Genomic DNA, 25610 nt, shown 5'->3' on the forward strand with positions numbered 1-25610 from the left:
CAAATGTAGGAATAATATTTTAATTACAATGCGGTTTGATGATTATTAATATTAAAAATCGTAACTTAATACATTTATAACAAACAGCTTTGAAAATGAGCAGTATTTACAAGTTTTCAAGCAACTAAAATACAAAATTCACAACATGTATGTTACAAATTCGTACAACATGTAAAAGAGATGGAGAATAATATAAAATGAAGAAAAATTTAGGACTTTTTTTAGCTATCATATTGGTCCAGATAGCCCCATTTATATCAGCGGCAGACACCTTGCACCCGTTAGTATATAAAATCGATATAAAAAAGGAGATAAGCAATACCACGCGCCTGTATCTTAGAGGTGGTCTGGCGGAAGCCAATGCCTTGGGGGCAGATGCCGTCCTGATCCATATGAACACATACGGCGGCCAAGTGGATGCGGCAGACTCGATGCGTACGGCCATTTTGTACAATTCCATCCCAGTCTATGTCTTTATCGACAACAATGCCGCTTCTGCCGGAGCGCTCATTTCCATCGCATGCAAGAAAATTTATATGCGGAAAGGCGCAAACATCGGGGCAGCCACTGTCGTGAACCAAACAGGGGCAGCCATGCCGGACAAATACCAGTCCTATATGCGCTCCATGATGCGTTCGACAGCCGAAGCGCACGGACAGGATACAATCATTCAAAAAAACGATACTTTATACAAATGGAAACGAGATCCGTTGATAGCTGAAGCGATGGTAGACGAACGGGTGGCTATTCCCAACCTGATAGACACAGGAAAAGTCCTTACTTTCACAGCGCAGGAAGCTCAAAAGTGGGGATATTGCGACGGCATAGCCGAAAATCCGGATGAAGTAATCACGCAATATTTGGGATATAAAGACTACGAAATGAGAAGTTATACACCCAGTTGGCAAGATGATTTAAAAGGATTTTTAATGAACCCTATTTTTCAGTCTATTCTGATCATTATTATCATCGGCGGTATTTACTTTGAAATGCAAACACCAGGGCTAGGTTTCCCCTCTGCGGCCGCCCTACTGGCAGCAGTCCTCTACTTTGCACCACTCTATATAGACGGACTGGCGGCAAATTGGGAAATTCTGATCTTCATCATCGGCATTCTATTGCTCGCAGTAGAAATCTTCATCATTCCGGGATTCGGGGTTGCCGGAATAAGCGGTATCGTATTGGTTATCGGCGGCCTGGTCATGGGCTTACTGAATAACGATAATTTCGATTTCGAAGGAGTCAGCGGAAAAGAGATCGGGGAAGCGACATTGACGGTCCTGGTCGGATTAGTGGCCGGCTTCGGCCTGATGATCTGGCTGTCCAATAAGATCGGACACCGGGGAATGTTCCGGAAAGTCGCGCTGAATACGGATTTGAAAGATGCTATATCATCTCCTGACCTATCTTCACTGGTAGGGAAAGAGGGAATAGCTGCCACCGTATTGCGCCCTTCCGGGAAAGTTTCGGTCGACGGAGAATTTTATGACGGGGTTTCCGAATCAGGTTTTATAGAGAAAGGGGACAAGGTCAAAGTGGTCCGTTTCGAGAATGCACAAGTGTATGTAGAAAATCTTTAACACATTGTAAGGCGGCCATAAAGGTCGCCTCTATGCAGGGATACGCTGATATAAGATATGTTTGTCGATTACGATATATTGCAGGGCGTTCATGGCCAGGAGGTCACTTAGGATATTCTTTGCGGTGTAATAATTGATCCGTCCGATCCGGCAAAACTGGCTGACATTGATATGGGGATGATCATCCAGATAAGCAAACAAACGCTCCACAGGTTTGCTTATCTTCAATAAAGTCCCGTCCCGTTTATGCTTTTTCTGCCAGGCAAGCACCAACACTTCATTGGCCAATATATTTTCATCGGCAACCCTTATATAGGCTTTAAACTTGTTATCCTTATCAGGAGCCGTATGCGGTTTATCCGGACTGGGGGCGATATATACTTCAAGAACCGTCTTGCCGTTCACCTCCCAGCGGGTCGCCTCAAAGGGGACTTCCGGGCGGGTATACATCCTGGAGGCTGCTTCAATCATATAATATTCTTCTTCGCTTCGGACACCAGAGATATTCCCATTATCTTTCACACCGATCAAAAGGCGTCCCCCGTCAGTATTGGCAAAAGCACTCAGCGTACGCGCAATCTTCTTACTGTCGCTCACTTCGAATTTAAAATCAAGTTGTTGGTGTTCTCCTTGCTCTATCAACGCTTCTATCGGATGTATCTTCTTCATTTTGGCAATTTTTTAGACCGGCAAAATTAAAATAAATACATAACTTTGCCAACGGAAAAACAACGAAAGCATGTCTCAAATACCATCTCTTATATCGGATCTTGCTGTCATATTGATTTCAGCGGGATTGGTTACCTTGCTTTTCAAAAAATTAAAGCAACCGGTCGTACTCGGATATATCGTAGCCGGACTTCTTGCCGGCCCTTCCATCACACAAATACCGACTGTCACGAATGTAGAAAGCATCCGCATCTGGGCGGATATAGGCGTGATCTTCCTTCTATTCGCTTTAGGGCTTGATTTTAGTTTCAAAAAGCTGATGAAAGTCGGCGGAACAGCAGTGATCGGGGCTATTACCATCGTGATAGGCATGATGACACTTGGCTATACTACCGGATTGTCATTAGGTTGGGGACATATGAACAGTCTTTTCCTCGGAGGAATGCTTTCCATGTCGTCTACAACGATTATCTTCAAAGCGTTCGACGACATGGGACTGCGCAACCAGCGGTTTGCCGGAGTGGTTTTCGGAATCCTTGTTGTCGAAGACCTGTTTGCCGTTTTACTGATGGTTTTACTGTCTACATTGGCAGTCAGCAAACACGTGGAAGGAATGGAGTTGCTCAACAGCGTGGTCAAACTGGGAGTTTTTCTGCTGTTCTGTTTCGTTATCGGCATTTATCTGATTCCCTCTTTTCTGAAAAAAGCCAGGACTTTCCTGAATGACGAGACCTTGTTGATCGTCAGTCTGGGACTATGCCTCGGAATGGTCATCATTGCCACGAAAGCCGGTTTTTCTTCAGCCTTGGGAGCTTTCGTTATGGGATCTATCCTGGCAGAAACGATCGACGCAGAACATATCGAACATATTATCAAACCTGTAAAAGATCTTTTCGGGGCCATATTCTTTGTCTCAGTCGGAATGTTAATCGATCCGGCATTACTGTGGGAATACAAAATTCCGATTCTAATCCTTACACTGGTCGTAATGGCCGGACAAATACTATTTGCCAGTTTTGGGGTATTGCTTTCCGGCCAACCGGTCAAGATAGCCATACAATCCGGTTTCTCTCTCGCTCAAATAGGTGAATTCGCTTTTATCATTGCATCGTTAGGACTGTCATTAGGGGTAACCGATAATTTCCTCTATCCTATTGTCGTGGCGGTTTCAGTTGTTACGACTTTCTTTACACCTTATATGATTCGTATGGCAGAACCGGCATGCCGGGCTGCCGATCAGGTCATACCGAAGTCATGGATGAAATTTCTCGAACGCTATTCTTCCGGCTCCAATACCATACACCAGAAAAGCGCCTGGAATAAACTGTTGAAGGCACTGGTCCGTATAGTCGGCACTTATACAGCCGTTACCCTTGTCCTGATCTTTATCTGGCTTCAGTTCATAGCACCTTTTATCATGAAGGAACTTCCGGGCATACGGGGAGCGGGGATCTCACTCGTTCTGATCCTTCTATTAATAGCCCCCATGTTGCGTGCGATCATGATGAAGAAAAACCACTCAGCCGAGTTCCAACAATTATGGCTGGATAGCAAGTACAATCGGGGGCCATTGGTTTCATTGATCATTTTACGTATTATATTATGTATCGGCCTGGTCATGCTGCCCGTCGCCCGTTTGCTGAATGCCGCAGTCGGTATCGTACTGGCGATCGCAGCAACTGTCATAGTTATTGTCATTTTATCCAAACGGTTGAAAAGACAATCCATCCTGATGGAACGGCATTTCTTCAGTAACCTCTCCGCACGCGAATTGGAAAACGAACGGAAAGCACCGATCAACCAACGTTTTGCCAACCACCTGTTGGAACGTGACTTGCATTTAGCCGATTTTGAAGTGAAGCAGAACTCTCCCAGCATGGGAAAGACCTTAAAAGAACTCAACTTCCGACAGAAATGTAATGTAAACATCGTGACAATTATTCGAGGAGAACAACGGATTAATATACCCGGAGGAGAAGAACGCCTCTATCCATTTGACAAATTGGTAGTAGTCGGTGCGGATGACGATCTTGAACATTTCCGTCAATATATAGTCGAACGATATAAAAAAGCCCAAACCAATAAGGAGCAGACGACACATGAAGTCAATATGGAGCAATTCACTATCGCCGAAGGCTCCCATCTGATCGGGCGTACCATTCTGGAATCCGGCATACGGGACAAGTCCGCCTGCCTGGTCATCGGTATCGAACGAGGAACCTCTTCCATCAAAAATCCATCTCCTTCGACCGTTTTTGAAGAGGGTGATATTGTATGGATTGTTGGAGAACATGAGAAGGTTCTGCTGTTGAGCGAGGGGAAAACGGTAAATAATTGACAATGGACAATTTTATGAATCATACATTATAAATTATACATTATACATCATGAAGTTTATAGGAATAATTCCCGCACGCTACGCCTCTACCCGCTTTCCGGGGAAACCACTTGCCGATATGGCAGGCAAACCGATGATTCAACGGGTATACGAACAAGTCCAAAATGTGCTTGATGCAGTCTGCGTAGCTACGGACGACGACCGTATAGAAGCTGCCGTCCAAGCTTTCGGCGGCCATGTCGTTATGACATCCGACCAACACAAAAGCGGTACAGACCGTTGTTATGAAGCGTATTGTAAAATAGGAGACGGATATGACGTGGTTGTTAACATACAAGGTGACGAACCTTTCATCCAACCGGAACAGATCGAAATACTAAAAGCATGTTTCATCGATGACAGTATCCAAATCGCCACCTTGGTAAAACCCTTTCGACCGGATGATGATTTCGAAACGACCTTATTCAACGCCAATTCACCGAAAGTGGTCTTGAACAAGAACAATGAAGCCATGTACTTCAGCCGTTCGATTATACCTTATATGAGGGGCAGGAAATATACCGAATGGCTTCCGAACCATACCTATTACAAGCATATCGGACTATATGCTTACCGCGCCGACACACTCAAGGAGATCACTCATTTACCCCAATCTCCCCTGGAACTGACTGAAAGCTTAGAACAACTGCGCTGGCTGGAAAACGGCTACAAGATCAAAGTAGGAATTACCCAGCAGGAAACAATCGGTATCGACACACCGGAGGATATGGAAAAGGCACTGGCTTTCTTGAAAAACACGAGCATCAACTGACAAATGAATCGGTATCCGCATAAAAAGGAATGCCGGTTGCTTTGGAGAGCAATCGGCATTCCTTTTATCACATCAGATTTGACTTCTTAACGGCGACGGTTATTCTCCCGCTGCTGTTTCTGTCTTTCCAACTGAGCCTGTTGAGCTTTCTGAGCTTCTTCCAGGCGCTTCATGAAACCGGACTTCTTCATCGGCTTCTTTTTGTTTTCTTCCAACTTGGCCAGCAACTTATCTTCGTCAATCGTATAACGGAAGATGATAGTTTGCAAGATCGTGATCAATGTAGAGATGAAGTAATAGTAAGTCAAACCGGATGCATACTGGTTGAAGAATACCAGCATCATCAGCGGCATCATATACATCATCGCTTTCATCCCCGGCATCTGCTGCTGTCCGGTATTCGTCTGTTCCATATTGAACTTCGTATATATAATGTTCGTTACGGTCATCAACAAACAGAACAAACTGATATGGTTACCGAAGTACGGCGTAATAATAGGAATATATGTATTCCAACTTACAATCGCATCATAAGTAGACAAGTCGTGCGCCCAAAGGAAACTCTGATGACGCAATTCGATTGCTGACGGGAAGAACATGAACAGAGCGACCAGGATCGGCATCTGCAACAACATCGGAACACATCCTGCCATCGGACTTGCTCCGGCGCGACTATACAGTTCCATTGTCGCACGCTGGCGTTCTACAGCCTTATCCTGTCCCGGATATTTAGCATTGAGCTCTTCCACCTGCGGACGTAATACGCGCATCTTGGCCGATGACATATAAGACTTATACGTCAACGGGAACAGGATCAATTTTACGATAACCGTCAACAGGAAGATCAGCAAGCCGTAGCTATGAATAAATTGTCCGAGGAAATTAAACAACGGAATGACGAAATACTGGTTCACCCAACGGAAAATACCCCATCCCAGCGGAACGATCTTTTCCAGATCCAGTTGATCGGCTTTCTCTACATCATCATCGTAAGATTTCAACAGGGAGAACTGATTGGGACCAAAATAGAAACGCATATCCGTCGCTTCATTCCCCTTCAAATCGAAAGGTACGGACGTTGTTGTCTTATACTCCTTCAGAAAAGAACCGTCTTCGGGCAGCATCTTCGAATCGATAGTCGTCGACTCGAATCCTTCGTTTCCGGCGATCAGGATAGAAGAAAAATACATGTCTTTATAAGCGACCCATTTCAACCGGTTAGACAATTGTTTGCTGTCGTTCTTGGTTTCGCTCAGGTACTCCACATCGTCGGCCATAAATTTATAGTACACTGTTGCATAACGGTCTTCAAACTTACGTCCCTTTTCCTGCTGGGTTATTTTTTGTTGCCATAACAAGTCCAATGCAGTCGTACCCGGTGACAGTACACCATTCAGGCCAGTTCCCTTAATGGAGAACTGCAACATATAATCGTCCGGTTTCAAACTATAGATAAAATCCAGATGACTGCCTTCTCCTGTATTCAGACGCATGGTGATGCTGTTCTGATCATTTCCTTTTACAGGGGTAAAATACAAATCACCGGTATTTACCACGCGATTATCAGCCGTAATCAAAGTAAAATCGAACTTCGAGTCCTTTTCATCGAAAAGCACTAAAGGTTCACCTTTATAATTATCGTACTTTTTCAGGCGGACATATCCGACACGTCCTCCCTTATTAGCCAAACGGACTTCAACCAGCTCGTTTTCCAAGACAGTGGAACCCTCCTCTCCAACCATTGCATCGGCGAAAACACCAAACGTGTTCTGTAAACGGGCAAGCCGTACGGAATCGGGCAAGCCAGCCAGTTCGTCGTCCGCTTTTGCTTCTCTATTCAACTCTTTCTGCTGTTCCAGCTGCTTTGCGTATTCTATCTGGGCGATCGAATCCTGCATCCGGCGCTGTGCTTCTATCTGTTCCGGTGTAGGCTGGTTCAACCAAGTAAATACAATTAAGACAACTCCAATAAGCAGGAAACCTATTATCGTGTTTTTATCCATCTATAATTTTTATTTTTTATTTTCAACTGCAGCTTTTACAAAGCTAACGAAAAGAGGATTAGGATTAACGACCGTGCTGTTATATTCCGGATGGAACTGAACACCCACAAACCATTTCAATGCAGGAATCTCTACCACTTCAACCAAGTTCGATTCCGGATTTTCACCTACGCACATCATGCCGGCAGCTTCGAACTTATCGCGATATTCGCTGTTGAACTCGAAACGATGGCGATGACGTTCCTGGATGTGTGTCTGTCCATACGCTTCATAAGCCTTAGACCCCTCCTTCAAGATACAGTCGTATGCCCCCAGACGCATAGAACCACCCATATTGGTTACGTTTTTCTGCTCTTCCATCAGGTCGATCACTTTATATGGGGTATTGGGTTCCATTTCCGTCGAGTTGGCTTCCGTCAGCCCCATTACGTTGCGGGCAAATTCGATCACCATGCACTGCATACCCAAACAGATACCCAGGCAAGGGACATCGTTTTCACGAGCATATTTCAATGCGGCAAATTTCCCTTCAATACCACGCTGCCCGAATCCCGGAGCGATCAGGATTCCATCCATATCTTTCAACAATTCGGCTGCATTGCCGTCATTCAGTTTTTCGGAATGGAACAAATGCAAATCCAGCTTACGATCATTATAAATAGCAGCCTGCAGCAGAGATTCGTCGATTGACTTATAAGCATCCTGTAGTTCGACATATTTACCGACCAAGCCGATCTTTACTGTTTCAGTAGCATCCACCTTACGTTGCAAGAACTGATGCCAAGGCTTCATCTCAGGTGTCGGTCCGACTTCCAGCCCGACTTTACGCAGGATCACTTCGTCCATCTTCTGACGCTGCAATACCAACGGAACTTCGTAAATCGTCGGAACGTCGACTGACTGTATAACGGCATCCTGCGCTACATTACAGAAGAGAGCCACTTTACTTAACAAATTGGCACTCAACTCATGCTCGGTACGCAATACCAGAACATCCGGCTGAATCCCCAACTCCTGCAGTTGTTTTACGGAATGCTGTGTCGGTTTGGTCTTGTATTCTTTTGCAGCCGCGATATAAGGCACATAAGTAAGATGTACACATATACAATTCTTTCCCAGTTCCCATTTCAACTGACGCACGCTTTCGATAAATGGAAGAGATTCGATATCACCGACCGTACCGCCGATTTCAGTGATCACGAAATCAAATTTGTATTTATTTCCCAGCAATTTCACATTGCGCTTGATCTCGTCCGTGATATGAGGCACCACCTGCACAGTCTTTCCCAGGTAATCCCCTTTACGCTCTTTGCTAATAACGCTCTGATAGATGCGCCCTGTAGTGATGTTATTTGCGCGGGTTGTCTGAACATTCAGAAAACGCTCGTAGTGTCCGAGGTCCAAATCCGCTTCATGTCCGTCTACGGTAACATAGCATTCCCCATGTTCGTACGGGTTCAGCGTACCCGGATCGATATTGATATAGGGATCAAATTTCTGAATGGTAACCTTGTAACCTCTTGCCTGAAGTAGTTTACCCAATGATGCGGCAATAATTCCCTTACCTAATGAAGAGACCACGCCGCCCGTAACGAAGATGTACTTTGTATCTGCCACGATAGTAATATTTTAATTATCTTTTAATTGCACACTCGCATTTCAAAACTGCAAAGTTACATAATTTCATTCATATAACAAGGGGGAGAGAAAAAACATCTTTTGTCTTTTTGACAGCAAAAGGAGGTAAATTCTCTCCATATAGATATGTGAAAAAATATTACCCGCTATAGTAATTCCATTTTCATGGGGTAGAAAATAGTTTTTCACTGTAGGGCAGTAACATTTTGTCAATCGAAAAGGAGACGGGTATTCTTCATTTTTCTTTCCAGTCCAAAGAAAAAAGTGTATCTTCGTTGTTATATATAAAGAAAGAATAAAATAGACATAAGATGAAAAGTTTAAATGGATCAGTCCTGCGCTGCATATTTGCAATCGTATTGGGACTTGTATTGGTTCTTTGGCCGGAAGCGGCCGTTACTTATTTGGTAATAACAATCGGGATTTGTTTTATCATACCGGGATTATTCTCGCTCTTGAATTATTTCACCCGCGAAAAAGTAGAAGGAGAGCCAAGCCCGATGTTTCCGATCGACGGAGCGGGCAGTATCCTGTTCGGAGCATGGTTAGTGATCATGCCGCAGTTTTTCGTTAGCATACTAATGTATATTTTAGGAGCTTTACTGGTTCTTGCAGGTGCACAACAACTGATTTCGCTGGTTTCCGCCCGCAAATGGAGTACCGTACCCTATGGTTTTTACATCCTACCGTCCCTGATTTTGATAACAGGAGTTATGATCCTCGCCTACCCGTTCGGAGCAGCCGCCAACACATTTGTGATTTTCGGAGTCGCTTGCCTGGTCTATGGTATTTCCGAACTGATCAACTGGTATAAGTTCAGTAAAAGATAAAAGAAAACGGAGTACCGCCCGTTTCAGGACTTACGGTACTCCATCGGAGAAATCCCCATATGTTTCTTAAAGAATTTTCCAAAAGTCGACTGGTCGGAAAAATGAAGTATATCCGCCACCTGCTGGACAGTTGCCTGAGGAGCTTTCAAAAGAATTTTCGCCTCGACGATCAGGGCATCGTCTATCCACTTATTAGCAGATTTACCTGTCAATTCCTTCAGTATCAATGATAGATACTGCGGTGTGATAAACAACTTTTCAGCATAGAAAGTAACTACATGCTGTTCCTTGCAATGTTCAAACAACAATTGCAGAAACTGTTCGAACAATTCTTCCTTGCGGGAAAGAGTCGGCCGGATCAAACGGTCTTTCTTGCTTAACATTATATTTCCCAACTCCAGCAGGAAGCCGATAAAGGCGTTCTGCACCAGTTCTTTCTGATAAAAATGAGTACGTTCCCTCATCTTATCCCGTATAATCTGCATATTTCCGGCCAGTTTTACTGCTTCTTCCGGTTCCAGCTCCGTGCAAGGATTCTTCCGAACCTCCATATAGTTAGCGATTGCCTGAGTCCGGTTACCCCCACCAGGATTACAATCGTCCAGAAACTCTTTGGATGCAATCAGCAAGCGACCTTTAAAATCTTTACTGATTTTGTCAAGCTGGAGAGCATGCGTAGGCATGATCGTTATAAAACTATTCGGTTTGACAGTGTAAGAAACATAATCCAGATGGATTTCAAGCGTCCCTTCAAAAGTCAGCACCATCAAAAGTGCGTTCAACCGCATCGGAGCAAAACGCTCAGGCGAGTCGGGATCTCCGATATCCATACCTCCGTCCAGATCCGCAATCGAAAAAATATCCTGAAAACTATCACGGAAAATAATACTCTTATTCAACTCCGCCAATTCTATTAAAGGAAGTTTTTCCATCTTTACATATTTACTAATCGTGTACTTGCAAAGGTAAACATTTTTTCAACAAACAGAAATATGTTTCATTTTTTACCAATGAATAACGGTTTTTTAGGAATAAAGAAGGCTTCATTTATTCGTTTTCGACTAATTCCGTAACAGAATAAACCTTTTTAGTTTTCCAAATTAGACAGACCTTTGCAACATCTGATCGTATAAAAAGTAATCATTAAAATCGATGATCATAAAAGAACAAATAATGTTAACGGCATTCGACTTATTTTCGGAACACGGGATCAAGAATGTCAGTATGGATGATATCGCTCATAACGCGAGTATATCCAAACGGACTCTTTATGAACTTTTCGAAGATAAGGAGACTCTACTAACAGAATGTATAAACCTGAGTTATACCAAAATGAAGCTATCCATGAAGCAACTTGAATCCGAGCCGATAACAGCTCTTGAAATTGCCTTGCTTTTTTATGAAGAGCTTATGAGGCGACCTCGCTGGTTTAACCGGAAGTTCTATGATGATCTGAAACGTTATCCGAAAGCATTGCAAAAAACAGAAGAAGAAAAATCCCGATTTTTGAAAAAATGTATAAAACTACTGTCAAGAGGGGCAAAAGAAGGTGTTTTTCAACCGAATATTAACTTCGAAATTGTAGCTTTGCTGGCGAAAGAGCAGGCGAAGATGATCCGTCCGTCCAAAGCCCTCTCCAACCATTCCGTGGCCGAAGTGTTCAATACGATTCTTTATACCTTCCTCCGGGGAATCTCTACTGAAAAAGGTATTGCCATTTTAGACCGTTATTTATTGAAATATACACAGAAGCAATTAGATTGAACAAACGATTTTATTAAAAATCAAATTTACTTATTCTAAATGAGACAAATCTTAATTACTAAAAAGATGATGTGGGTAGTGATAATGTTACTCCCCTCTCTGGCCTTTACCTCCGCAAAAGCTCAGGACACACTCGTTCTCGATATAGGAAAAGCTCTTGAGATCGCGCTGAGCGAAAACCCTACTGTAAAAGTGGCTAATAAGGAAATCCAGAAGAAAAAATATGCACAGAAAGGTTCATATGCCGCTCTATTTCCCCAAGTCAGTTTTGCAGCCGACTACAACCGGACCTTGAAAAAACAAGTGATGTATATGGACGGCTTCGACATGGGAAGTACCGAAATACCAGGCATGGAAGACATGCCGAATATGGATGAAGGGATTGAAGTGGGACGTGATAATAACTGGAACCTCGGTTTCAACGCCTCGATGCCGATTGTCAACGCTGCTCTTTGGAAAAGCCTGAGTATCTCGGCTGTCGATGTGGAATTGGCAATCGAACAGGCACGTTCTTCCAAAATTGCGATGGTCAACCAGGTAAAGAAAGGGTATTACGGCGTGCTTCTTGCTAACGATTCATACCGCGTATTTAAGGAAAGCTATGACAACGCGATGGAAAATTACCTGGATATCAAGCGTAAGTTTGAACAGGGAACTGTCGCCGAATATGACCTGATACGCGCCAATGTTACCGTAAAGAATAGCGAGCCCAATATGTTGCAGGCAGAAAACGCACTGGTTCTCGCCAAATGGCAATTAAAAGCTTTATTAGGCATAGACCTGGACATAAACATCGAATGTGAAGGACAATTGACCGATTTTGAAAAAGATTTATTCGGCGATTTTCTTTCGACAGACACGACATTGGCTAATAATACAGATTTGAAACAAATGGATTTACAAGCCAAGCAACTGGAAAAGACACTGACCATGCAAAAGTTCGATTATTTGCCGACGCTGTCGCTCACCGGTTTGTATCAGTGGACAGCCATGAACAACGACTTCAAGTTCAAAGACTATATGTGGAACCCCTACTCTATGGTCGGTGTCTCACTTTCCATTCCGATCTTCTCCGGCGGTAGTAAGTTCTATAAGATCAAACAAACAAGAAATTCGATCGAACAATTGAGCCTGCAAAGAGAGGATACACAGCGAAACCTGCAACTGGCAATCAAGCAATATATAGATAATATGAATACCTGCGTCAAACGCTTCGACGCCTCACAGAAGGGAGTGGAACAAGCCGAACGGGGGTATATGATCTCACAGAAACGCTATGACACAGGTGCCGGGACTCTGCTCGAGATGAACGATTCGGAATTAGCGTTGACACAGGCCAAACTGAATTTCAACCAGGCTATTTACGATTATATGGTAGCAAAGGCTGACCTGGAAAAGGTGTTAGGCCAGCAAGAATTTTAAGGAATAAAAAGTAGACATTGAATAAAAATATCACAAAATGGAAACAAATAAAAGACAACACTTCATATCACTCCTCATTCTACCTTTACTGTTATCCTGTTCAGGCGAAAAGAAAGATTCGACACAAACAGAAACTGTCAGCAACAAAGCTATTGTGAGAGTAGAGACTGTATCTGCACAAGACGTAGAGCAGATCAGTGAATTTACAGCAACAGTCGAGGCCAACATCTCGAATAACATCGCCCCGCAAACCCCGGTACGCATAGAGAAGTTGTTTGCAGAAGTCGGCGATCATGTAAAAGCAGGCCAACTCCTGGTCAAGATGGATGAGACCAACCTCAAACAGACCAAAATACAATTGGACAACCAGGAGCTGGAGTTCAAACGTATCGACGAACTGTACAAAGTAGGCGGTGCTTCCAAATCAGCCTGGGATGCACAGAAAACACAGTTGGACATAAGCCGTGCGACCTACAAGAATTTACAAGAAAACACACAGTTACTGAGTCCGATCACCGGTATCGTCACCGCCCGCAATTATGATAGCGGAGATATGTATAGCGGAGGCTTGCCTATCTTCACCGTTGAACAGATCCGTCCGGTCAAACTGCTGATCAACGTATCCGAAAGCCTCTTCACAAAAGTAAAAAAGGGGAAAGATGTCGACATCCGGTTGGATGTATACGGAGACGAAGTATTCAAAGGGAAAGTCAGCCTGGTTTACCCGACTATCGATCCGAATACACGCACATTCCCTGTCGAAATCAAAATCGACAACAATGACGAGCGTGTCCGTCCGGGAATGTTCGCCCGCGTGACGATCGGTTTCGGGACACAAAACCATGTGGTCGCTCCGGATCTCGCCATCGTAAAACAGTCCGGTGCAGGAGACCGCTATATATATGTATACAAAGACGGTAAAGTTTCCTACGAGAAAGTAGAGTTAGGACGCCGTATGGGGAATAAATATGAAGTCATTTCGGGGGTAAACAGCGGCGACCAGGTAGTAGTATCCGGTCAAAGCCGACTGAATAACGGAATGGAAGTAGAAATCGAAAAGTAAGAGACAAACACTATGAGCTTATATGCAACAGCGGTAAAAAAGCCGGTTACGACTGCCCTTGTCTTTGTGGCAATCGTGATCTTCGGTCTTTTTTCATTAACCAGATTATCAGTAGACTTGCTGCCGGAGATCGAGACAAACACGATCATGGTCATGACCTCCTATGCCGGCGCCAGTGCTGCGGATATCGAAATGAACGTCTCCAAACCACTGGAGAACGTATTGAACAGCGTCAGCGACCTGAAACACATCACGTCACAGTCGCGTGAAAACATCTCGATCATCACACTCGAATTCGACTATGGTACGGATATCGACGTGGCAACCAATGACGTGCGTGACAAACTGGACGTTGCCGAGCCAATGCTACCGGATGATGTGGATAATCCTATTATCTTCAAATTCGGAACGAACGATATTCCGATTATCATCCTGTCGGTTACGGCGGAAGAGAGTACAAACGCCCTATACAAGATTCTGGACGACAAGGTATCGAACCCACTTGCACGCATCAGTGGTGTAGGAGCGGTTTCCATTTCCGGTACGCCGACACGTGAAATACAAGTCTATTGCGATCCGTACAAACTGGAAGCATACGGAGTTTCAATCGAAGGAATATCCGCAATTATCGCACAGGAGAACCGGAACACCCCGGGCGGTAGCGTGGATATCGGTTCCAACGCTTATGCGCTCCGCGTACAAGGTGAATTTACGGATGCACATCAAATGGACGATCTTGTAATCGGTCATAAGGATAATAAAACGATCTACCTACGTGATGTCGCCCGCATTGAAGACAGCATCGAAGAGCGTGCCCAGGAGACTTACAATAACGGAAAAAAAGGCGGTATGATCGTTATCCAAAAACAATCAGGGGCCAACTCGGTGAACATAGCCAAAAAGGTTCACCAGAAACTGCCGGAAATCCAGAAAAGTCTCCCTTCGGATGTCAAGTTGGGGGTCATCATGGATACTTCCACTAATATCTTGAATACGATCGACAGCCTGAAAGAAACCATTTTCATCACCTTCGTTATCGTTATGTTAGTGGTGTTCGTGTTCCTCGGACGATGGAGAGCAACGTTTATCATTATCCTGACCATTCCGATCTCACTGATAGCTTCATTCGCTTACTTGCTTGCCTCCGGCAATACACTGAATATTATCTCGCTAAGTTCACTCTCCATTGCTATCGGTATGGTTGTGGATGATGCGATCGTGGTGCTGGAAAACATTACAACTCATATTGAAAGAGGTAGTGCCCCGAAACAGGCGGCCGTACATGCGACAAACGAAGTGGCTATTTCCGTAATCGCCTCAACCCTGACCATGTTGGCTGTATTCCTGCCCCTGACGATGGTGACGGGTATGGCGGGTATCCTGTTCAAACAGTTAGGTTGGATCGTTAGTATCATCATGATTGTTTCAACGGTCGGAGCTTTGACACTGACTCCGATGTTGAGTTCGCAACTACTCAAGCAAAATCCTAAAAAAGGCCGCTTGTACACCTTGTTCTTCACGCCGATCGAAAAGGCATTGGATGCGCTGGATCGTGGCTATTCCAATTTCCTTTATTGGGCGGTACGCCATCGGAAAACGGTTATATTCGGCGCAACTTTGATCTTTGCGGGAAGTATGTTATTAGTTCCGACTATCAAGACGGAATTTTTCCCGACTCAGGATAATGCGCAGATCAGTGTTCACATTGAGTTGCCGGTCGGAACCCGCCAGGACATCACCCGTAAACTGGCGCTTGAAATCGACGAACTGTTTCGACAGAAATATCCGGAAATAAAAACCAGCAACTTTACCGAGGGACAAGCCGATTCCGATAATACCTGGGCTCAATTGAGCAATAACGGGACACATATTATCGATTATTACATCAATATGTCAAGTGTCGGCGATCGTGAACGCGGTATGGTTGAAATCTGTGAAGAGATGCGTAAGGATTTAGCTAAATACCCGGAGATCAAAACCTTTAAGGTTATCGAAGGTGGACAGGAAGAAGGCATGGGCGGACAAAACGCTGTCGACGTCGAGATTTATGGTTTCGACTTCGGCCGGACCGATGCCGTAGCCGCCGAGCTGGCCGAAAGGATGCGTAAGGTAAAAGGTTGTTCACAGGTCAACATCAGCCGTGAGGATTACATACCCGAATATCAAGTTGATTTCGACCGGGAAAAACTGGCGATCAACGGATTGAATATCACAACGGCTGCTATGGCTTTGCGTAACCGCATCAACGGCTCTACCGCCTCCAAATATCGCGAAGACGGTGACGAGTATGATATAAAAGTACGCTACGCCCCTGAATTCCGCCAGTCGGTTGAAGACATCGAGAATATCCTGGTGTATAATAGTGCCGGTCAGGGAATCCGTATCCGCGACCTGGGTAAAGTAGTAGAACGAATGACACCTCCGACCATTGAACGCAAAGACCGCGAACGCGTTATTACCGTATCGGCAGTAGTCGGAAAAGGTGCAGCCATGAGCGATATCGTAACAGCCGCCCGGAATCAATTGAAGGAGATGGATATACCTTCGGATGTCAGCTGGCAGTTAGGAGGAACGTACGAAGACCAGATGGACACCTTCTTCGACCTGACAATCCTGATGATCCTGATCATCATTTTGGTATTTATCGTAATGGCCGCTCAGTTCGAATCACTGACAGACCCGTTCGTAATCATGTTCTCCATCCCCTTCGCCTTCACCGGCATAATCTTAGGGCTGGCAATCACGCAGACTCCATTGGGCGTTATGGCATTGATCGGCCTGATTATGCTGATGGGTATCGTTGTTAAAAACGGTATCGTACTGATCGACTACACGATCCTTTGCAGGGAAAGAGGAATGGGAATCCTGACCGCAGTAGTGACAGCCGGAAAATCCCGCCTTCGCCCGGTATTGATGACCACCCTGACGACCGTATTGGGTATGATCCCGATGGCAGTCGGAACAGGCGAAGGTTCGGAAATGTGGCGTTCGATGGGTATGACGGTTGCATGGGGACTTTCGGTGTCAACATTGATCACCCTGGTAATCGTACCGGTCGTATACTGTGTATTTGCCGGAAACGGAGTCCGGCGCAGACATCGCAAGATGGCAAGAAATGGAATATCTTCTAAAAAAGAATAAATAATAATTAGGAATAAGTTAATATGAAAGCTATATTTGTATCATTTAATCAAGCATATTACGAAATGATCCTGAATGCGATGGACCGGAACAACATCCGGGGCTTCACATACTGGGACGAAGTACAAGGACGTGGAAGTAAGACCGGCGAGCCGCACTATGGGAGTCACGCTTGGCCGACACTGAATTCGGCAATCCTGGCAATGGTCGATGACGAAAAAGTCGACCATTTCCTGGAGATACTTCATCAGATGGATCAGAAGACGGAAGCACAAGGGTTACGTGCTTTCGTCTGGAACATCGAAAAAACAATTTAAGAATATAATGAACGATCTTTTTAACATTCTCATTTTCAGTAAAGACTATAATCAGGGAGCGATCATCCAGGACTATATAAAAGCTACCGGATACAACTCACAAGTATTCGATCAGGAAAAGGCGGCATATGAGGGTCTCCTTTCCGGAAATTTCACATTCTGTATTATCGACCACGATATAGACACGAATGAAACACGGACATTGGCTGCCATGATCAAAAGTTCGGAAAATATCATACCAGTCGTTTTCCTATGCGAACATCCGACGAGAGAAGAAATAGCACTACTGTTTTCATTCCATGCGGACGATGTGATACGCAAACCTATTGACGCTGATATCTTACAGGCTCGGATTAAGGCGATACAAAGCCGTTACCGACCTCAGCACAAGAAGGAGGCCAGGGTCTATCTTTTCGGGAAATTCAAATTCGACTTGCCCAAACAGCTCTTGTCCATAGAAGGCAAAACGACCAAGCTGACGACCAAAGAGGCTGATTTGCTCACATTGTTGTGCCAACACGCAAACAATATGGTAGAGAGGATACACGCCCTGCAAGTCATATGGAAAAGCGATAACTATTTCAGTGCCCGTAGCATGGATGTTTATATCACCAAATTACGCAAATTATTGCAGGATGATCCTACTATCAAAATTATAAACATTCACGGAAGAGGTTATAAATTATCAACGCGCGAAGATGACAATTGAACATTTCACCTTATTTCTAATCGTAATGGCAGCTATCGCCGCCATTGTTTTCATAGCCCTTTACTTCGTTGAAGCCGGTTATGGAATGTTGTTCGATAAAAAATGGGGATTTCCGATACCGAACAAGATCGCTTGGATTTGTATGGAAGCTCCGGTTTTTATCGTCATGTTTTTGTTATGGAACGGATCGGAACGGCAGTTCGAGGCAGTACCGTTCCTGATATTTTTATTCTTCGAACTGCATTATTTCCAACGGTCTTTTATTTTTCCATTGCTGATAAAAGGCAAAAGCAAAATGCCGGCAGGCATCATGCTTATGGGAATCACCTTTAACCTCTTGAACGGCTATATGCAGGGAGAATGGATTTTCCATCTGGCACCGCAGGATATGTATACGGAAAGTTGGTTGTACAGCCCTCAATTTATCACCGGGACCATCTTATTTTTCACCGGCATGGCAATTAATATCCAATCGGACCATATTGTCCGCCATCTCAGAAAGCCTGGCGACACGAATCATTATCTACCCCAAAAAGGCCTGTTCCGATATGTGACATCAGCTAACTACTTCGGGGAGATTGTGGAATGGTGCGGATTTGCAATCCTGACCTGGAGCGCAAGCGGGGCTGTTTTCGCTTGGTGGACATTTGCAAACCTTGTACCTCGCGCAAATACCATCTACCATAAATACAAAGCGATGTTTGGCAACGAACTGGAAAACCGGAAACGGGTTATTCCTTTTATATATTGAATGACTAACTCATATGGATATGGAAAAAGAATCTGTACTGTTCACTCCCGGTAAAATCGGGCCGTTGACCCTGAGAAACCGGACGATACGGGCAGCTGCATTTGAAAGCATGTGCCCGGGAAACGCGCCTTCCGACATGTTGTACGATTACCATAAATCGGTTGCCGTCGGCGGGATCGGTATGACGACTTTGGCCTATGCGGCTGTTACGCAAAGTGGACTTTCTTTCGAGCGTCAGCTCTGGATGCGCCCGGATATCATCCCCGGATTAAAACGTATCACTGATGCCATCCACAAAGAAGGAGCGGCCGCCTCCGTACAACTCGGACATTGCGGGAACATGTCCCACAAAAATATCTGCGGATGCAGGCCTATCTCCGCATCCGGCGGTTTCAATATCTATTCCCCCACTCTTGTCCGGGGAATGAAACCTTCCGAAATCACAGCGATGGCAAAAGCGTTCGGACAAGCAGTTCATCTGGCACGCGAAGCCGGAATGGATGCTGTGGAAATACACGCCGGTCACGGTTATCTGATCAGCCAGTTCCTTTCTCCTTATACCAACCACCGGAAAGATGAATATGGCGGCAGCTTGCAAAACCGGATGCGTTTTATGAAAATGTGCATGGACGAAGTGATGAAAGCAGCCGGACAGGATATGGCAGTACTGGTAAAGATGAATATGCGCGACGGCTTCAAAGGAGGAATGGAGCTGGATGAGACACTCGAGGTAGCCCGTACCTTGCAGGACGAATGTGGAGCACATGCTTTGATACTTAGCGGTGGCTTCGTCAGCCGTGCTCCGATGTACGTGATGCGGGGGTCCATGCCGATTCATACGATGACGCATTATATGCCTTTCGGTTGGTTGCCGCTTGGAGTCAAAATGGCCGGACGGTTCATGATCCCGTCTGAACCATTCAAAGAGGCTTACTTCCTGGAAGATGCACTGAAGTTCAGGGCAGCGTTGAAAATGCCGCTTGTCTATGTAGGCGGTCTGACCTCACGCGAGAAGATAGACGAAGTCTTGAACGACGGTTTCGAATTCGTGAGTATGGCGCGGGCCTTGCTCAACGATCCGTCATTCGTAAACAAGATGAAGGAAGACGAACATGCCCGTTGCGACTGCGGACATAGCAACTATTGTATCGCTCGCATGTACTCCATCGAAATGGCATGCCATAAACATATTCAGAACTTGCCTAAAAGCATTATTAAAGAAATAGAGAAATTAGAATACAAGTAATGGAAAAAGGATTAGCCATCATAACCGGTGCCGACGGAGGCATGGGACAAGTAATCACGGCAGCCCTCGCAAAAGAAGGCTATCCGGTGATTATGGCTTGCCTCGATCCGAAAAAAGCCGTCCCCGTATGCACCCGGATCCAGCAAGAAACCGGTAACACTCAGATCGAAGTGCGGGAAATCAATCTCGCTTCCCTCTCATCCGTAAACAATTTCACCGGTCAATTATTAAAAGAAGGACGTCCCGTCAGCCTCCTGATGAACAATGCCGGAATCCTGACGACTCCGGTACGCAAAACTGAAGATGGGTTGGAAACAATCGTAAGCGTCAATTATGTGGCACCCTACATGCTCACCCGCCAGTTATTACCCCTGATGCAACCGGGATGCCGCATTGTAAACACAGTATCCTGCACGTATGCTATCGGCCGGATCGAACCAGACTTCTTTGAAAAAGGGAAGAACGGACGCTTTTTCCGCATTCCGGTCTATGGGAATACCAAGCTGGCCTTGCTTCTGTTCACACAGGAACTTGCCAAGCGGATTCAGGACAAGGGCATCACCATAAATGCATCAGACCCAGGAATTGTTAGTACAAACATGATCACGATGCAAGCCTGGTTCGACCCGCTTACCGACATCCTGTTCCGCCCCTTTATCAAAACACCGGCCCAAGGTGCGGCAACCGCCATCCACCTGGCTCTTTCGAATGAGGCGAAAGATAAAAACGGTTGTTGTTATGCCAATTGTAAAAAGAGGAATGTGCCGGAACGCATCCGGCATCATACACAGCAAAAACAACTTTGGGACGATACGGAAATCTTGCTCCGGCAAAAAGGAATCCGGTTCTGAACCGGCATGCACTTTTAGTTTCATACCGATGAAACTCCTATTCCATGCCTATGAAACTACCGTTCCATGCCGAGGGAATTTCAGTTTCATGCCTATGAAACTGAAAATTCATGCAGACAAGATTTTGCAGATATAAATATAAATCGTACCTTTGCACCGCTTTTAACCCCCGTACGTGTGATGGGAAATTAGAAAGCATAAACATCTAATTTTGAGTAACACAAAAATTAAAACAAAATGAAGACATTTCAATTAGAAGGAAAGTCAAGAGAAGTAGCCGCTACTTCTGCAGACCAGAAGAGAGCTTTGAAGGCTATGCGTAAAAACAACGAAATTCCTGCTGTACTGTACGGCGGCGAAAAAGTATCTCATTTCACTATCACGAAAGACAGCGTCCGTAACTTGGTTTACAGCCCTGAAATCTTTGTTGTAGAATTGGCTATCGACGGCAAGAAGACAATGGCTATCGTTAAAGATATCCAGTTCCAACCTGTAACCGACGCTATCCTGCACATGGACTTTTTGGAAGTATCAGATAACAAGCCGGTAGTAATGGAAGTTCCGGTTGTTCTGGAAGGTCACGCCGAAGGTGTTAAAGCCGGTGGTAAATTGAACTTGCAGATGAGAAAGCTGAAAGTAAAAGCCCTTTACACAGCAATTCCTGAGAAATTGTTTATCAATGTCGATCACCTGGGATTAGGCAAGACTATGCAGGTTGGCGCATTACACTTCGAAGGTCTTGAACTGATGAACGCTAAGAACGCTGTTGTTTGCGCCGTTCAGTTGACTCGTGCCGCTCGTGGTGCTCAGGCTAAGGCATAATAAAATTATTATTCCTAAATAATGTAAGGGGAGAATATTCAGCAGAGTATTCTTCCCTTTGTTATTACTAAAAACAACATGACAATGAAATATCTGATAACAGGACTTGGAAATATCGGCTCCGAATATTTAGGGACCCGTCATAACATCGGATTCCGCGTTGTAAATGCATTGGCTGAAGATGCCGGCATCCCTTTCACAGAAGAACGTTATGGTGCAATCGCACGGATGCGTGTCAAGAACTGTGAGCTGATCGTACTGAAGCCTAACACATTCATGAACCTGAGCGGCAATGCTGTCCGCTACTGGTTACAGAAAGAAAATATTCCGGTAGAGAATCTGTTAGTCGTAGTGGACGATCTGGCACTCCCGTTCGGGACACTCCGCCTGAAGCCGAAAGGCAGTGATGCAGGACACAACGGATTGAAAAACATCCAACAGCTGTTAGGCACACAAGAATACAGCCGCCTTCGTTTCGGTATCGGCAGTGATTTCCCGCGTGGAGGACAAATCAACTATGTACTTGGCAAGTTTCCTCCGGAAGAACTCCAGGAGATGCCGGATAAGATGAAACGGGCGGTAGAAATCATCAAAAGCTTCTGCCTGGCCGGTATACAGAATACGATGAATCAATTTAATAATAAATAAATTGACAATTAAATCCATGAACGAAGTCCGTATAGACAAATGGATGTGGGCCACCCGCATATTCAAGACACGTACCATAGCAGCCGAGGCTTGCAAGAAAAACAGGGTGATGATAAACGGAGTCAATGTAAAACCTTCCCGTATGATCAAAGTCGGAGAAGTGATTCAGGTACGCAAGCCACCTATCACCTTTTCCTTCAAGGTACTCGATTTAACAGAACGTCGTATGGGAGCAAAACTGGTACCCGATTATCTGGAAAACGTCACAACTCCCGACCAATACGAAATATTGGAAATGAACCGCATATCCGGATTCGTAGACCGTGCACGTGGTTTAGGCCGTCCGACCAAAAAAGACCGTCGCGAACTGGAACAGTTTACCGATCCAGGGATGATGAACGATGGATTCGATTTCGAGTTTGACTTCGAGGACCCGGAAGACGAAGACTAAGCCCGTTTTTCACAGCAAGGGTTGTAGCTCCTTTTCAAAGATCTGTCTGCTGATTATACGATAATGCGGCGAATAGGATTCTTCGAAAACCTTGCTGTGATGTCCCACATATTCTCCCCGGTCCAGACGGTCTTCTATTTCTTTGCAATCGGCATCGTAATCCGGCAAAGAAAGTTCCATAGAACGGATAATAGACTCAATCCGCTGCCATTCTTTTTGCCAATCGGCAACTGTAACAGGTCGGACACCATTCACACTCCGGACAAACGCATCAAAGAATGTATTATAAGAGATTCGGCCGTTCTTGATGACCGAGAGGTTTACCCGAAGAAAGTTACCTTCCCACCCAGTCGGCTCCGCGATCTCTCCGGTACACTCCGTATAAGAGGCCAGTTCGCGATGCAAATAGTTACCGGCAGCCGTCGTATCGCTGATGATATGTCCGGGACCGAATTTATCCTGAAAGAAATTTTTGTATAAGTCTTTCAAGGTTGACTTCGGATAGTTTTGCATCTGCCGGGAAACAGCTTCACGCACCGCTTTTTCGAAATCCTTCTTTTCTGTCGCCAAAAGACAGAGACAGAAAAGAAGGAACAAAGTCAGAAAACCGTACTTCCGCATCGTTTATTTGATTACTTCTTTTAGTTTTTTATGCAAATCCTCGCCAGTAATGTTTTTAGCGACAATCACTCCATCCGGATCTAACAGGACATTGGCCGGAATACCACGAACCCCGTAAAGAGCCGGAATTTCCGAATCCCAATATTTCAAATCGGAAAGATGTGTCCAGGCCAGATTATCGTCGGTAATTGCTTTCAGCCACTTACTTTTATCCTTATCCAGAGAAATCCCCACAATCGTGAAGTTTTTATCTTTATATTCATTAAACGCCTTTACTACATTCGGATTCTCGCGACGACAAGGAGGACACCAGGAAGCCCAGAAATCCAACAGCACATATTTACCTCTGAAATCAGAAAGCGAAACAGATACTCCCGCTGTATCAGGTAATGAAAATTCAGGAGCCACCTTCCCTATCTGCACATTTTCCAGCTGCTTGATAATACCATCCAAATCTTTTACATACGGACAACCGGCCAGTTCGGGAGAAATCTTGGCACGAGTTGCTTTCAGTTCATCCAGCGGCAATTGGTAAGTGAAATAACGATACAGGTAAAAAGCGGCGGCAGGCGAAGCCGGGTACTTAGTGATCAGACTGTCTATGTCATACCCTTCTTCAAAAACCTTTTCGGCATTCTCCTGAAAGATCGTATTGACAGGAGAGTTCCGGACCGTAATCGTTTCGCCGTCATTACTTATCCGCACATCCATATTCGTATTTTCGACAAAGAACTGAACCGGATAATTCATGTCTTCTGTTGCCAGACCAAACAATAAAGGCTGATCCACTTCTCCCTTAAAAGTAAACTTTCCCTCTTTTAATTCTGCCGTATCGATATCAAAAAACATCTTATTCCGGAAGGACTTAAGATAAACTTTCCCATCCGTTCTGCCAGTCACTTCTCCATTTATTACATAACCTTTCGGTGTTTCCTGGCAACTCACCAACGTCAAGGCCACCAGGACTGTCGCTACTAATCGTTTCATTTCTATCTGTTTTGTTTATTATTTATCTCAGGGTGATGATATCGCCCTTTTTTCAGCGTTCCCTTCCCATATTCGATCGCACGAACCGGACAGCGATGAATGCAAGCGACACACTGCACACAGGTATTCGCCCAAACAGGCTTCCCTCCCTGCAGACTGATCGTTCCGGTCGGACAAATCCGTTCACATAACCCACAGGAAATACAGGCATCCGTTACCCGGAAAGAATTACTTCCGATGGCCAGATGTGCGAAAAGAGGATAAATCCAGTAACTTTTCAAACCGGGCATACTCCCTGTTTGATACAAAGTATTCTGCTGATGTTCCCGGATTACTCTGATAATCTCAGCGACACGTGCCGGGGCATCTTGCAATTTCCGTTCCTCTACATCTTTACCGTCTACATCGAAACCAGGCAGCAAGATATAATTATTCGGCATAATAACAGAGTATGCTGCCGTAAGTGATATAGCTCTTTTTCCTAACGCTTTCCCGATCAGCCGATCCGTATATCCACATTCATCTCCACAGGTAGAAACAGAATAGACCGGTTGCCCGGTATATCCGGTTAAAGTCAGACGGGAGATAAAGCGGATAACAAGCACCGCCGGTCCCCAGGAATGCACGGGATAGACAAACAAAATCTTTTCATCCGGACGAACCGGATAAATCAAGTCTTTTTCTTCCTTATGCAATTCATCTGCAATTGAGATCAACGGTTCTCCCAACGTTTCACTCAACGTCTTTGCCACCCAAAGGGAGTTCCCTGTTCCGGTAAAGTAAAATATCATATTCCTATTCGTTATTTGAAGCACAAAAGTAGGTATAATTCAAGAAAATGACAAAAAGGGAAGGCTTGTCTAAGAAATTCTCTTAGCGCTGCTCTACATTCCCCCCTGATTCATTTGGAACACGACTTTTTTATATCTTAATTTGCATTACCATAAA

At 44.8% G+C, this 25610-nt stretch carries 23 protein-coding genes; 16 read left to right on the forward strand and 7 right to left on the reverse strand.

All coding sequences use genetic code 11. The annotated features are described in order from the left end of the window. Positions 1-197 precede the first annotated feature (197 nt). On the forward strand, positions 198-1580 hold the full coding sequence (locus NQ564_RS09650) for an NfeD family protein (protein ID WP_008150582.1): 1383 nt from the start codon (positions 198-200) through the stop codon (positions 1578-1580). Positions 1581-1610: 30 nt separating this feature from the next. On the opposite strand, the gene NQ564_RS09655 is transcribed toward NQ564_RS09650, so the two are convergent. Next, positions 1611-2249, reverse strand: coding sequence for an AlbA family DNA-binding domain-containing protein (locus NQ564_RS09655; RefSeq protein WP_008150583.1), 639 nt, complete (start codon positions 2247-2249; stop codon positions 1611-1613). A 70-nt stretch (positions 2250-2319) separates the two neighbouring features. Here NQ564_RS09655 and NQ564_RS09660 point away from each other — a divergent pair, with 70 nt between their 5' ends. Together NQ564_RS09660 and kdsB are read left to right on the forward strand one after the other, a co-directional pair. Beyond that, entirely contained in the window at positions 2320-4587 is a 2268-nt protein-coding gene (locus NQ564_RS09660; RefSeq protein ID WP_008150584.1) for a cation:proton antiporter, read from the forward strand. A gap of 49 nt (positions 4588-4636) precedes the next feature. After that, entirely contained in the window at positions 4637-5398 is a 762-nt protein-coding gene (kdsB, locus tag NQ564_RS09665) for a 3-deoxy-manno-octulosonate cytidylyltransferase (protein ID WP_008150585.1), read from the forward strand. A gap of 86 nt (positions 5399-5484) precedes the next feature. Here the strand turns inward: kdsB and yidC are convergent, their stop codons facing one another. Beyond that, positions 5485-7401 (reverse strand): membrane protein insertase YidC, encoded by a 1917-nt coding sequence (yidC, locus tag NQ564_RS09670; RefSeq protein WP_008155286.1) that lies wholly within the window; start codon positions 7399-7401, stop codon positions 5485-5487. Between the two features lie 9 nt (positions 7402-7410). After that, complete coding sequence (locus NQ564_RS09675; protein ID WP_008150588.1) at positions 7411-9018, reverse strand: CTP synthase; 1608 nt, start codon at positions 9016-9018, stop codon at positions 7411-7413. Positions 9019-9350: 332 nt separating this feature from the next. Here NQ564_RS09675 and NQ564_RS09680 point away from each other — a divergent pair, with 332 nt between their 5' ends. Next, on the forward strand, positions 9351-9869 hold the full coding sequence (locus tag NQ564_RS09680) for an HdeD family acid-resistance protein (protein WP_008150591.1): 519 nt from the start codon (positions 9351-9353) through the stop codon (positions 9867-9869). Between the two features lie 23 nt (positions 9870-9892). Here NQ564_RS09680 and NQ564_RS09685 read toward each other — a convergent pair whose 3' ends face one another. Further along, positions 9893-10801, reverse strand: a complete 909-nt coding sequence (locus NQ564_RS09685; RefSeq protein ID WP_008150594.1) for a helix-turn-helix domain-containing protein — start codon at positions 10799-10801, stop codon at positions 9893-9895. Positions 10802-11021: 220 nt separating this feature from the next. Between NQ564_RS09685 and NQ564_RS09690 the strand changes: the two genes are divergently transcribed. The 12 genes from NQ564_RS09690 to NQ564_RS09745 all read left to right on the forward strand — a co-directional run bounded on the left by NQ564_RS09690 (position 11022) and on the right by NQ564_RS09745 (position 23054). Then, the gene (locus NQ564_RS09690) at positions 11022-11633 is read left to right on the forward strand and encodes a TetR/AcrR family transcriptional regulator (protein WP_008150595.1); all 612 of its coding nucleotides are present in this window, start codon (positions 11022-11024) and stop codon (positions 11631-11633) included. 39 nt (positions 11634-11672) lie between these two features. Next, a complete protein-coding gene (locus NQ564_RS09695; protein WP_008150596.1) occupies positions 11673-13055 on the forward strand; it encodes a TolC family protein in 1383 nt (460 codons plus the stop codon). A 37-nt stretch (positions 13056-13092) separates the two neighbouring features. Further along, positions 13093-14118 (forward strand): efflux RND transporter periplasmic adaptor subunit, encoded by a 1026-nt coding sequence (locus NQ564_RS09700; protein ID WP_008150597.1) that lies wholly within the window; start codon positions 13093-13095, stop codon positions 14116-14118. A 12-nt stretch (positions 14119-14130) separates the two neighbouring features. Further along, positions 14131-17259, forward strand: a complete 3129-nt coding sequence (locus tag NQ564_RS09705) for an efflux RND transporter permease subunit (protein ID WP_008150598.1) — start codon at positions 14131-14133, stop codon at positions 17257-17259. Between the two features lie 23 nt (positions 17260-17282). Then, on the forward strand, positions 17283-17576 hold the full coding sequence (locus NQ564_RS09710; protein ID WP_008150604.1) for a PG0541 family transporter-associated protein: 294 nt from the start codon (positions 17283-17285) through the stop codon (positions 17574-17576). 7 nt (positions 17577-17583) lie between these two features. Next, positions 17584-18285: a response regulator transcription factor gene (locus NQ564_RS09715; protein ID WP_008150606.1), complete on the forward strand. Its 702-nt coding sequence runs from the start codon at positions 17584-17586 to the stop codon at positions 18283-18285. Next, a complete protein-coding gene (locus NQ564_RS09720; protein WP_008150608.1) occupies positions 18275-19036 on the forward strand; it encodes a DUF1295 domain-containing protein in 762 nt (253 codons plus the stop codon). The genes NQ564_RS09715 and NQ564_RS09720 overlap by 11 nt, the downstream gene beginning before the upstream one ends. A gap of 19 nt (positions 19037-19055) precedes the next feature. Further along, positions 19056-20282 carry an NADH:flavin oxidoreductase gene (locus tag NQ564_RS09725; RefSeq protein WP_039848269.1) on the forward strand — a complete coding sequence of 409 codons (1227 nt, stop codon included), beginning with the start codon at positions 19056-19058 and terminating at the stop codon, positions 20280-20282. After that, a complete protein-coding gene (locus tag NQ564_RS09730; RefSeq protein ID WP_008150615.1) occupies positions 20282-21133 on the forward strand; it encodes an SDR family oxidoreductase in 852 nt (283 codons plus the stop codon). Before NQ564_RS09725 ends, NQ564_RS09730 begins: the two co-directional genes overlap by 1 nt. Positions 21134-21370: 237 nt before the next feature. After that, entirely contained in the window at positions 21371-21955 is a 585-nt protein-coding gene (locus tag NQ564_RS09735) for a 50S ribosomal protein L25/general stress protein Ctc (protein ID WP_008150616.1), read from the forward strand. 84 nt (positions 21956-22039) lie between these two features. Next, the gene (pth, locus tag NQ564_RS09740; protein WP_039848242.1) at positions 22040-22603 is read left to right on the forward strand and encodes an aminoacyl-tRNA hydrolase; all 564 of its coding nucleotides are present in this window, start codon (positions 22040-22042) and stop codon (positions 22601-22603) included. 16 nt (positions 22604-22619) lie between these two features. Further along, on the forward strand, positions 22620-23054 hold the full coding sequence (locus NQ564_RS09745; RefSeq protein ID WP_008150618.1) for an RNA-binding S4 domain-containing protein: 435 nt from the start codon (positions 22620-22622) through the stop codon (positions 23052-23054). A gap of 9 nt (positions 23055-23063) precedes the next feature. Here NQ564_RS09745 and NQ564_RS09750 read toward each other — a convergent pair whose 3' ends face one another. The 3 genes from NQ564_RS09750 to NQ564_RS09760 are packed head-to-tail and all read right to left on the reverse strand — an operon-like array spanning position 23064 to position 25453. After that, entirely contained in the window at positions 23064-23675 is a 612-nt protein-coding gene (locus NQ564_RS09750; RefSeq protein ID WP_008150619.1) for a hypothetical protein, read from the reverse strand. A 3-nt stretch (positions 23676-23678) separates the two neighbouring features. Beyond that, positions 23679-24662, reverse strand: a complete 984-nt coding sequence (locus NQ564_RS09755) for a TlpA disulfide reductase family protein (protein ID WP_008150620.1) — start codon at positions 24660-24662, stop codon at positions 23679-23681. Positions 24663-24664: 2 nt separating this feature from the next. Continuing rightward, a complete protein-coding gene (locus tag NQ564_RS09760; RefSeq protein ID WP_008150621.1) occupies positions 24665-25453 on the reverse strand; it encodes an EFR1 family ferrodoxin in 789 nt (262 codons plus the stop codon). Positions 25454-25610 lie beyond the last annotated feature (157 nt).

Origin of the sequence: Parabacteroides johnsonii DSM 18315, from assembly GCF_025151045.1 — a bacterium.
GTDB lineage: Bacteria > Bacteroidota > Bacteroidia > Bacteroidales > Tannerellaceae > Parabacteroides > Parabacteroides johnsonii.

What these genes read in the sequence shown, in the direction of transcription:
- NQ564_RS09710 (WP_008150604.1), top strand. Translation starts at nt 17,283, where the DNA reads ATGAAAGCTATATTTGTATCATTTAATCAAGCATATTACGAAATGATC.
- NQ564_RS09655 (WP_008150583.1), bottom strand. Translation starts at nt 2,249, where the DNA reads ATGAAGAAGATACATCCGATAGAAGCGTTGATAGAGCAAGGAGAACAC.
- NQ564_RS09755 (WP_008150620.1), bottom strand. Translation starts at nt 24,662, where the DNA reads ATGAAACGATTAGTAGCGACAGTCCTGGTGGCCTTGACGTTGGTGAGT.
- NQ564_RS09690 (WP_008150595.1), top strand. Translation starts at nt 11,022, where the DNA reads ATGATCATAAAAGAACAAATAATGTTAACGGCATTCGACTTATTTTCG.
- NQ564_RS09735 (WP_008150616.1), top strand. Translation starts at nt 21,371, where the DNA reads ATGAAGACATTTCAATTAGAAGGAAAGTCAAGAGAAGTAGCCGCTACT.
- pth (WP_039848242.1), top strand. Translation starts at nt 22,040, where the DNA reads ATGAAATATCTGATAACAGGACTTGGAAATATCGGCTCCGAATATTTA.
- NQ564_RS09745 (WP_008150618.1), top strand. Translation starts at nt 22,620, where the DNA reads ATGAACGAAGTCCGTATAGACAAATGGATGTGGGCCACCCGCATATTC.
- NQ564_RS09720 (WP_008150608.1), top strand. Translation starts at nt 18,275, where the DNA reads ATGACAATTGAACATTTCACCTTATTTCTAATCGTAATGGCAGCTATC.
- NQ564_RS09725 (WP_039848269.1), top strand. Translation starts at nt 19,056, where the DNA reads ATGGAAAAAGAATCTGTACTGTTCACTCCCGGTAAAATCGGGCCGTTG.
- NQ564_RS09660 (WP_008150584.1), top strand. Translation starts at nt 2,320, where the DNA reads ATGTCTCAAATACCATCTCTTATATCGGATCTTGCTGTCATATTGATT.
- yidC (WP_008155286.1), bottom strand. Translation starts at nt 7,401, where the DNA reads ATGGATAAAAACACGATAATAGGTTTCCTGCTTATTGGAGTTGTCTTA.
- NQ564_RS09680 (WP_008150591.1), top strand. Translation starts at nt 9,351, where the DNA reads ATGAAAAGTTTAAATGGATCAGTCCTGCGCTGCATATTTGCAATCGTA.
- NQ564_RS09715 (WP_008150606.1), top strand. Translation starts at nt 17,584, where the DNA reads ATGAACGATCTTTTTAACATTCTCATTTTCAGTAAAGACTATAATCAG.
- NQ564_RS09695 (WP_008150596.1), top strand. Translation starts at nt 11,673, where the DNA reads ATGAGACAAATCTTAATTACTAAAAAGATGATGTGGGTAGTGATAATG.
- NQ564_RS09700 (WP_008150597.1), top strand. Translation starts at nt 13,093, where the DNA reads ATGGAAACAAATAAAAGACAACACTTCATATCACTCCTCATTCTACCT.
- NQ564_RS09760 (WP_008150621.1), bottom strand. Translation starts at nt 25,453, where the DNA reads ATGATATTTTACTTTACCGGAACAGGGAACTCCCTTTGGGTGGCAAAG.
- NQ564_RS09650 (WP_008150582.1), top strand. Translation starts at nt 198, where the DNA reads ATGAAGAAAAATTTAGGACTTTTTTTAGCTATCATATTGGTCCAGATA.
- kdsB (WP_008150585.1), top strand. Translation starts at nt 4,637, where the DNA reads ATGAAGTTTATAGGAATAATTCCCGCACGCTACGCCTCTACCCGCTTT.
- NQ564_RS09705 (WP_008150598.1), top strand. Translation starts at nt 14,131, where the DNA reads ATGAGCTTATATGCAACAGCGGTAAAAAAGCCGGTTACGACTGCCCTT.
- NQ564_RS09685 (WP_008150594.1), bottom strand. Translation starts at nt 10,801, where the DNA reads ATGGAAAAACTTCCTTTAATAGAATTGGCGGAGTTGAATAAGAGTATT.
- NQ564_RS09750 (WP_008150619.1), bottom strand. Translation starts at nt 23,675, where the DNA reads ATGCGGAAGTACGGTTTTCTGACTTTGTTCCTTCTTTTCTGTCTCTGT.
- NQ564_RS09730 (WP_008150615.1), top strand. Translation starts at nt 20,282, where the DNA reads ATGGAAAAAGGATTAGCCATCATAACCGGTGCCGACGGAGGCATGGGA.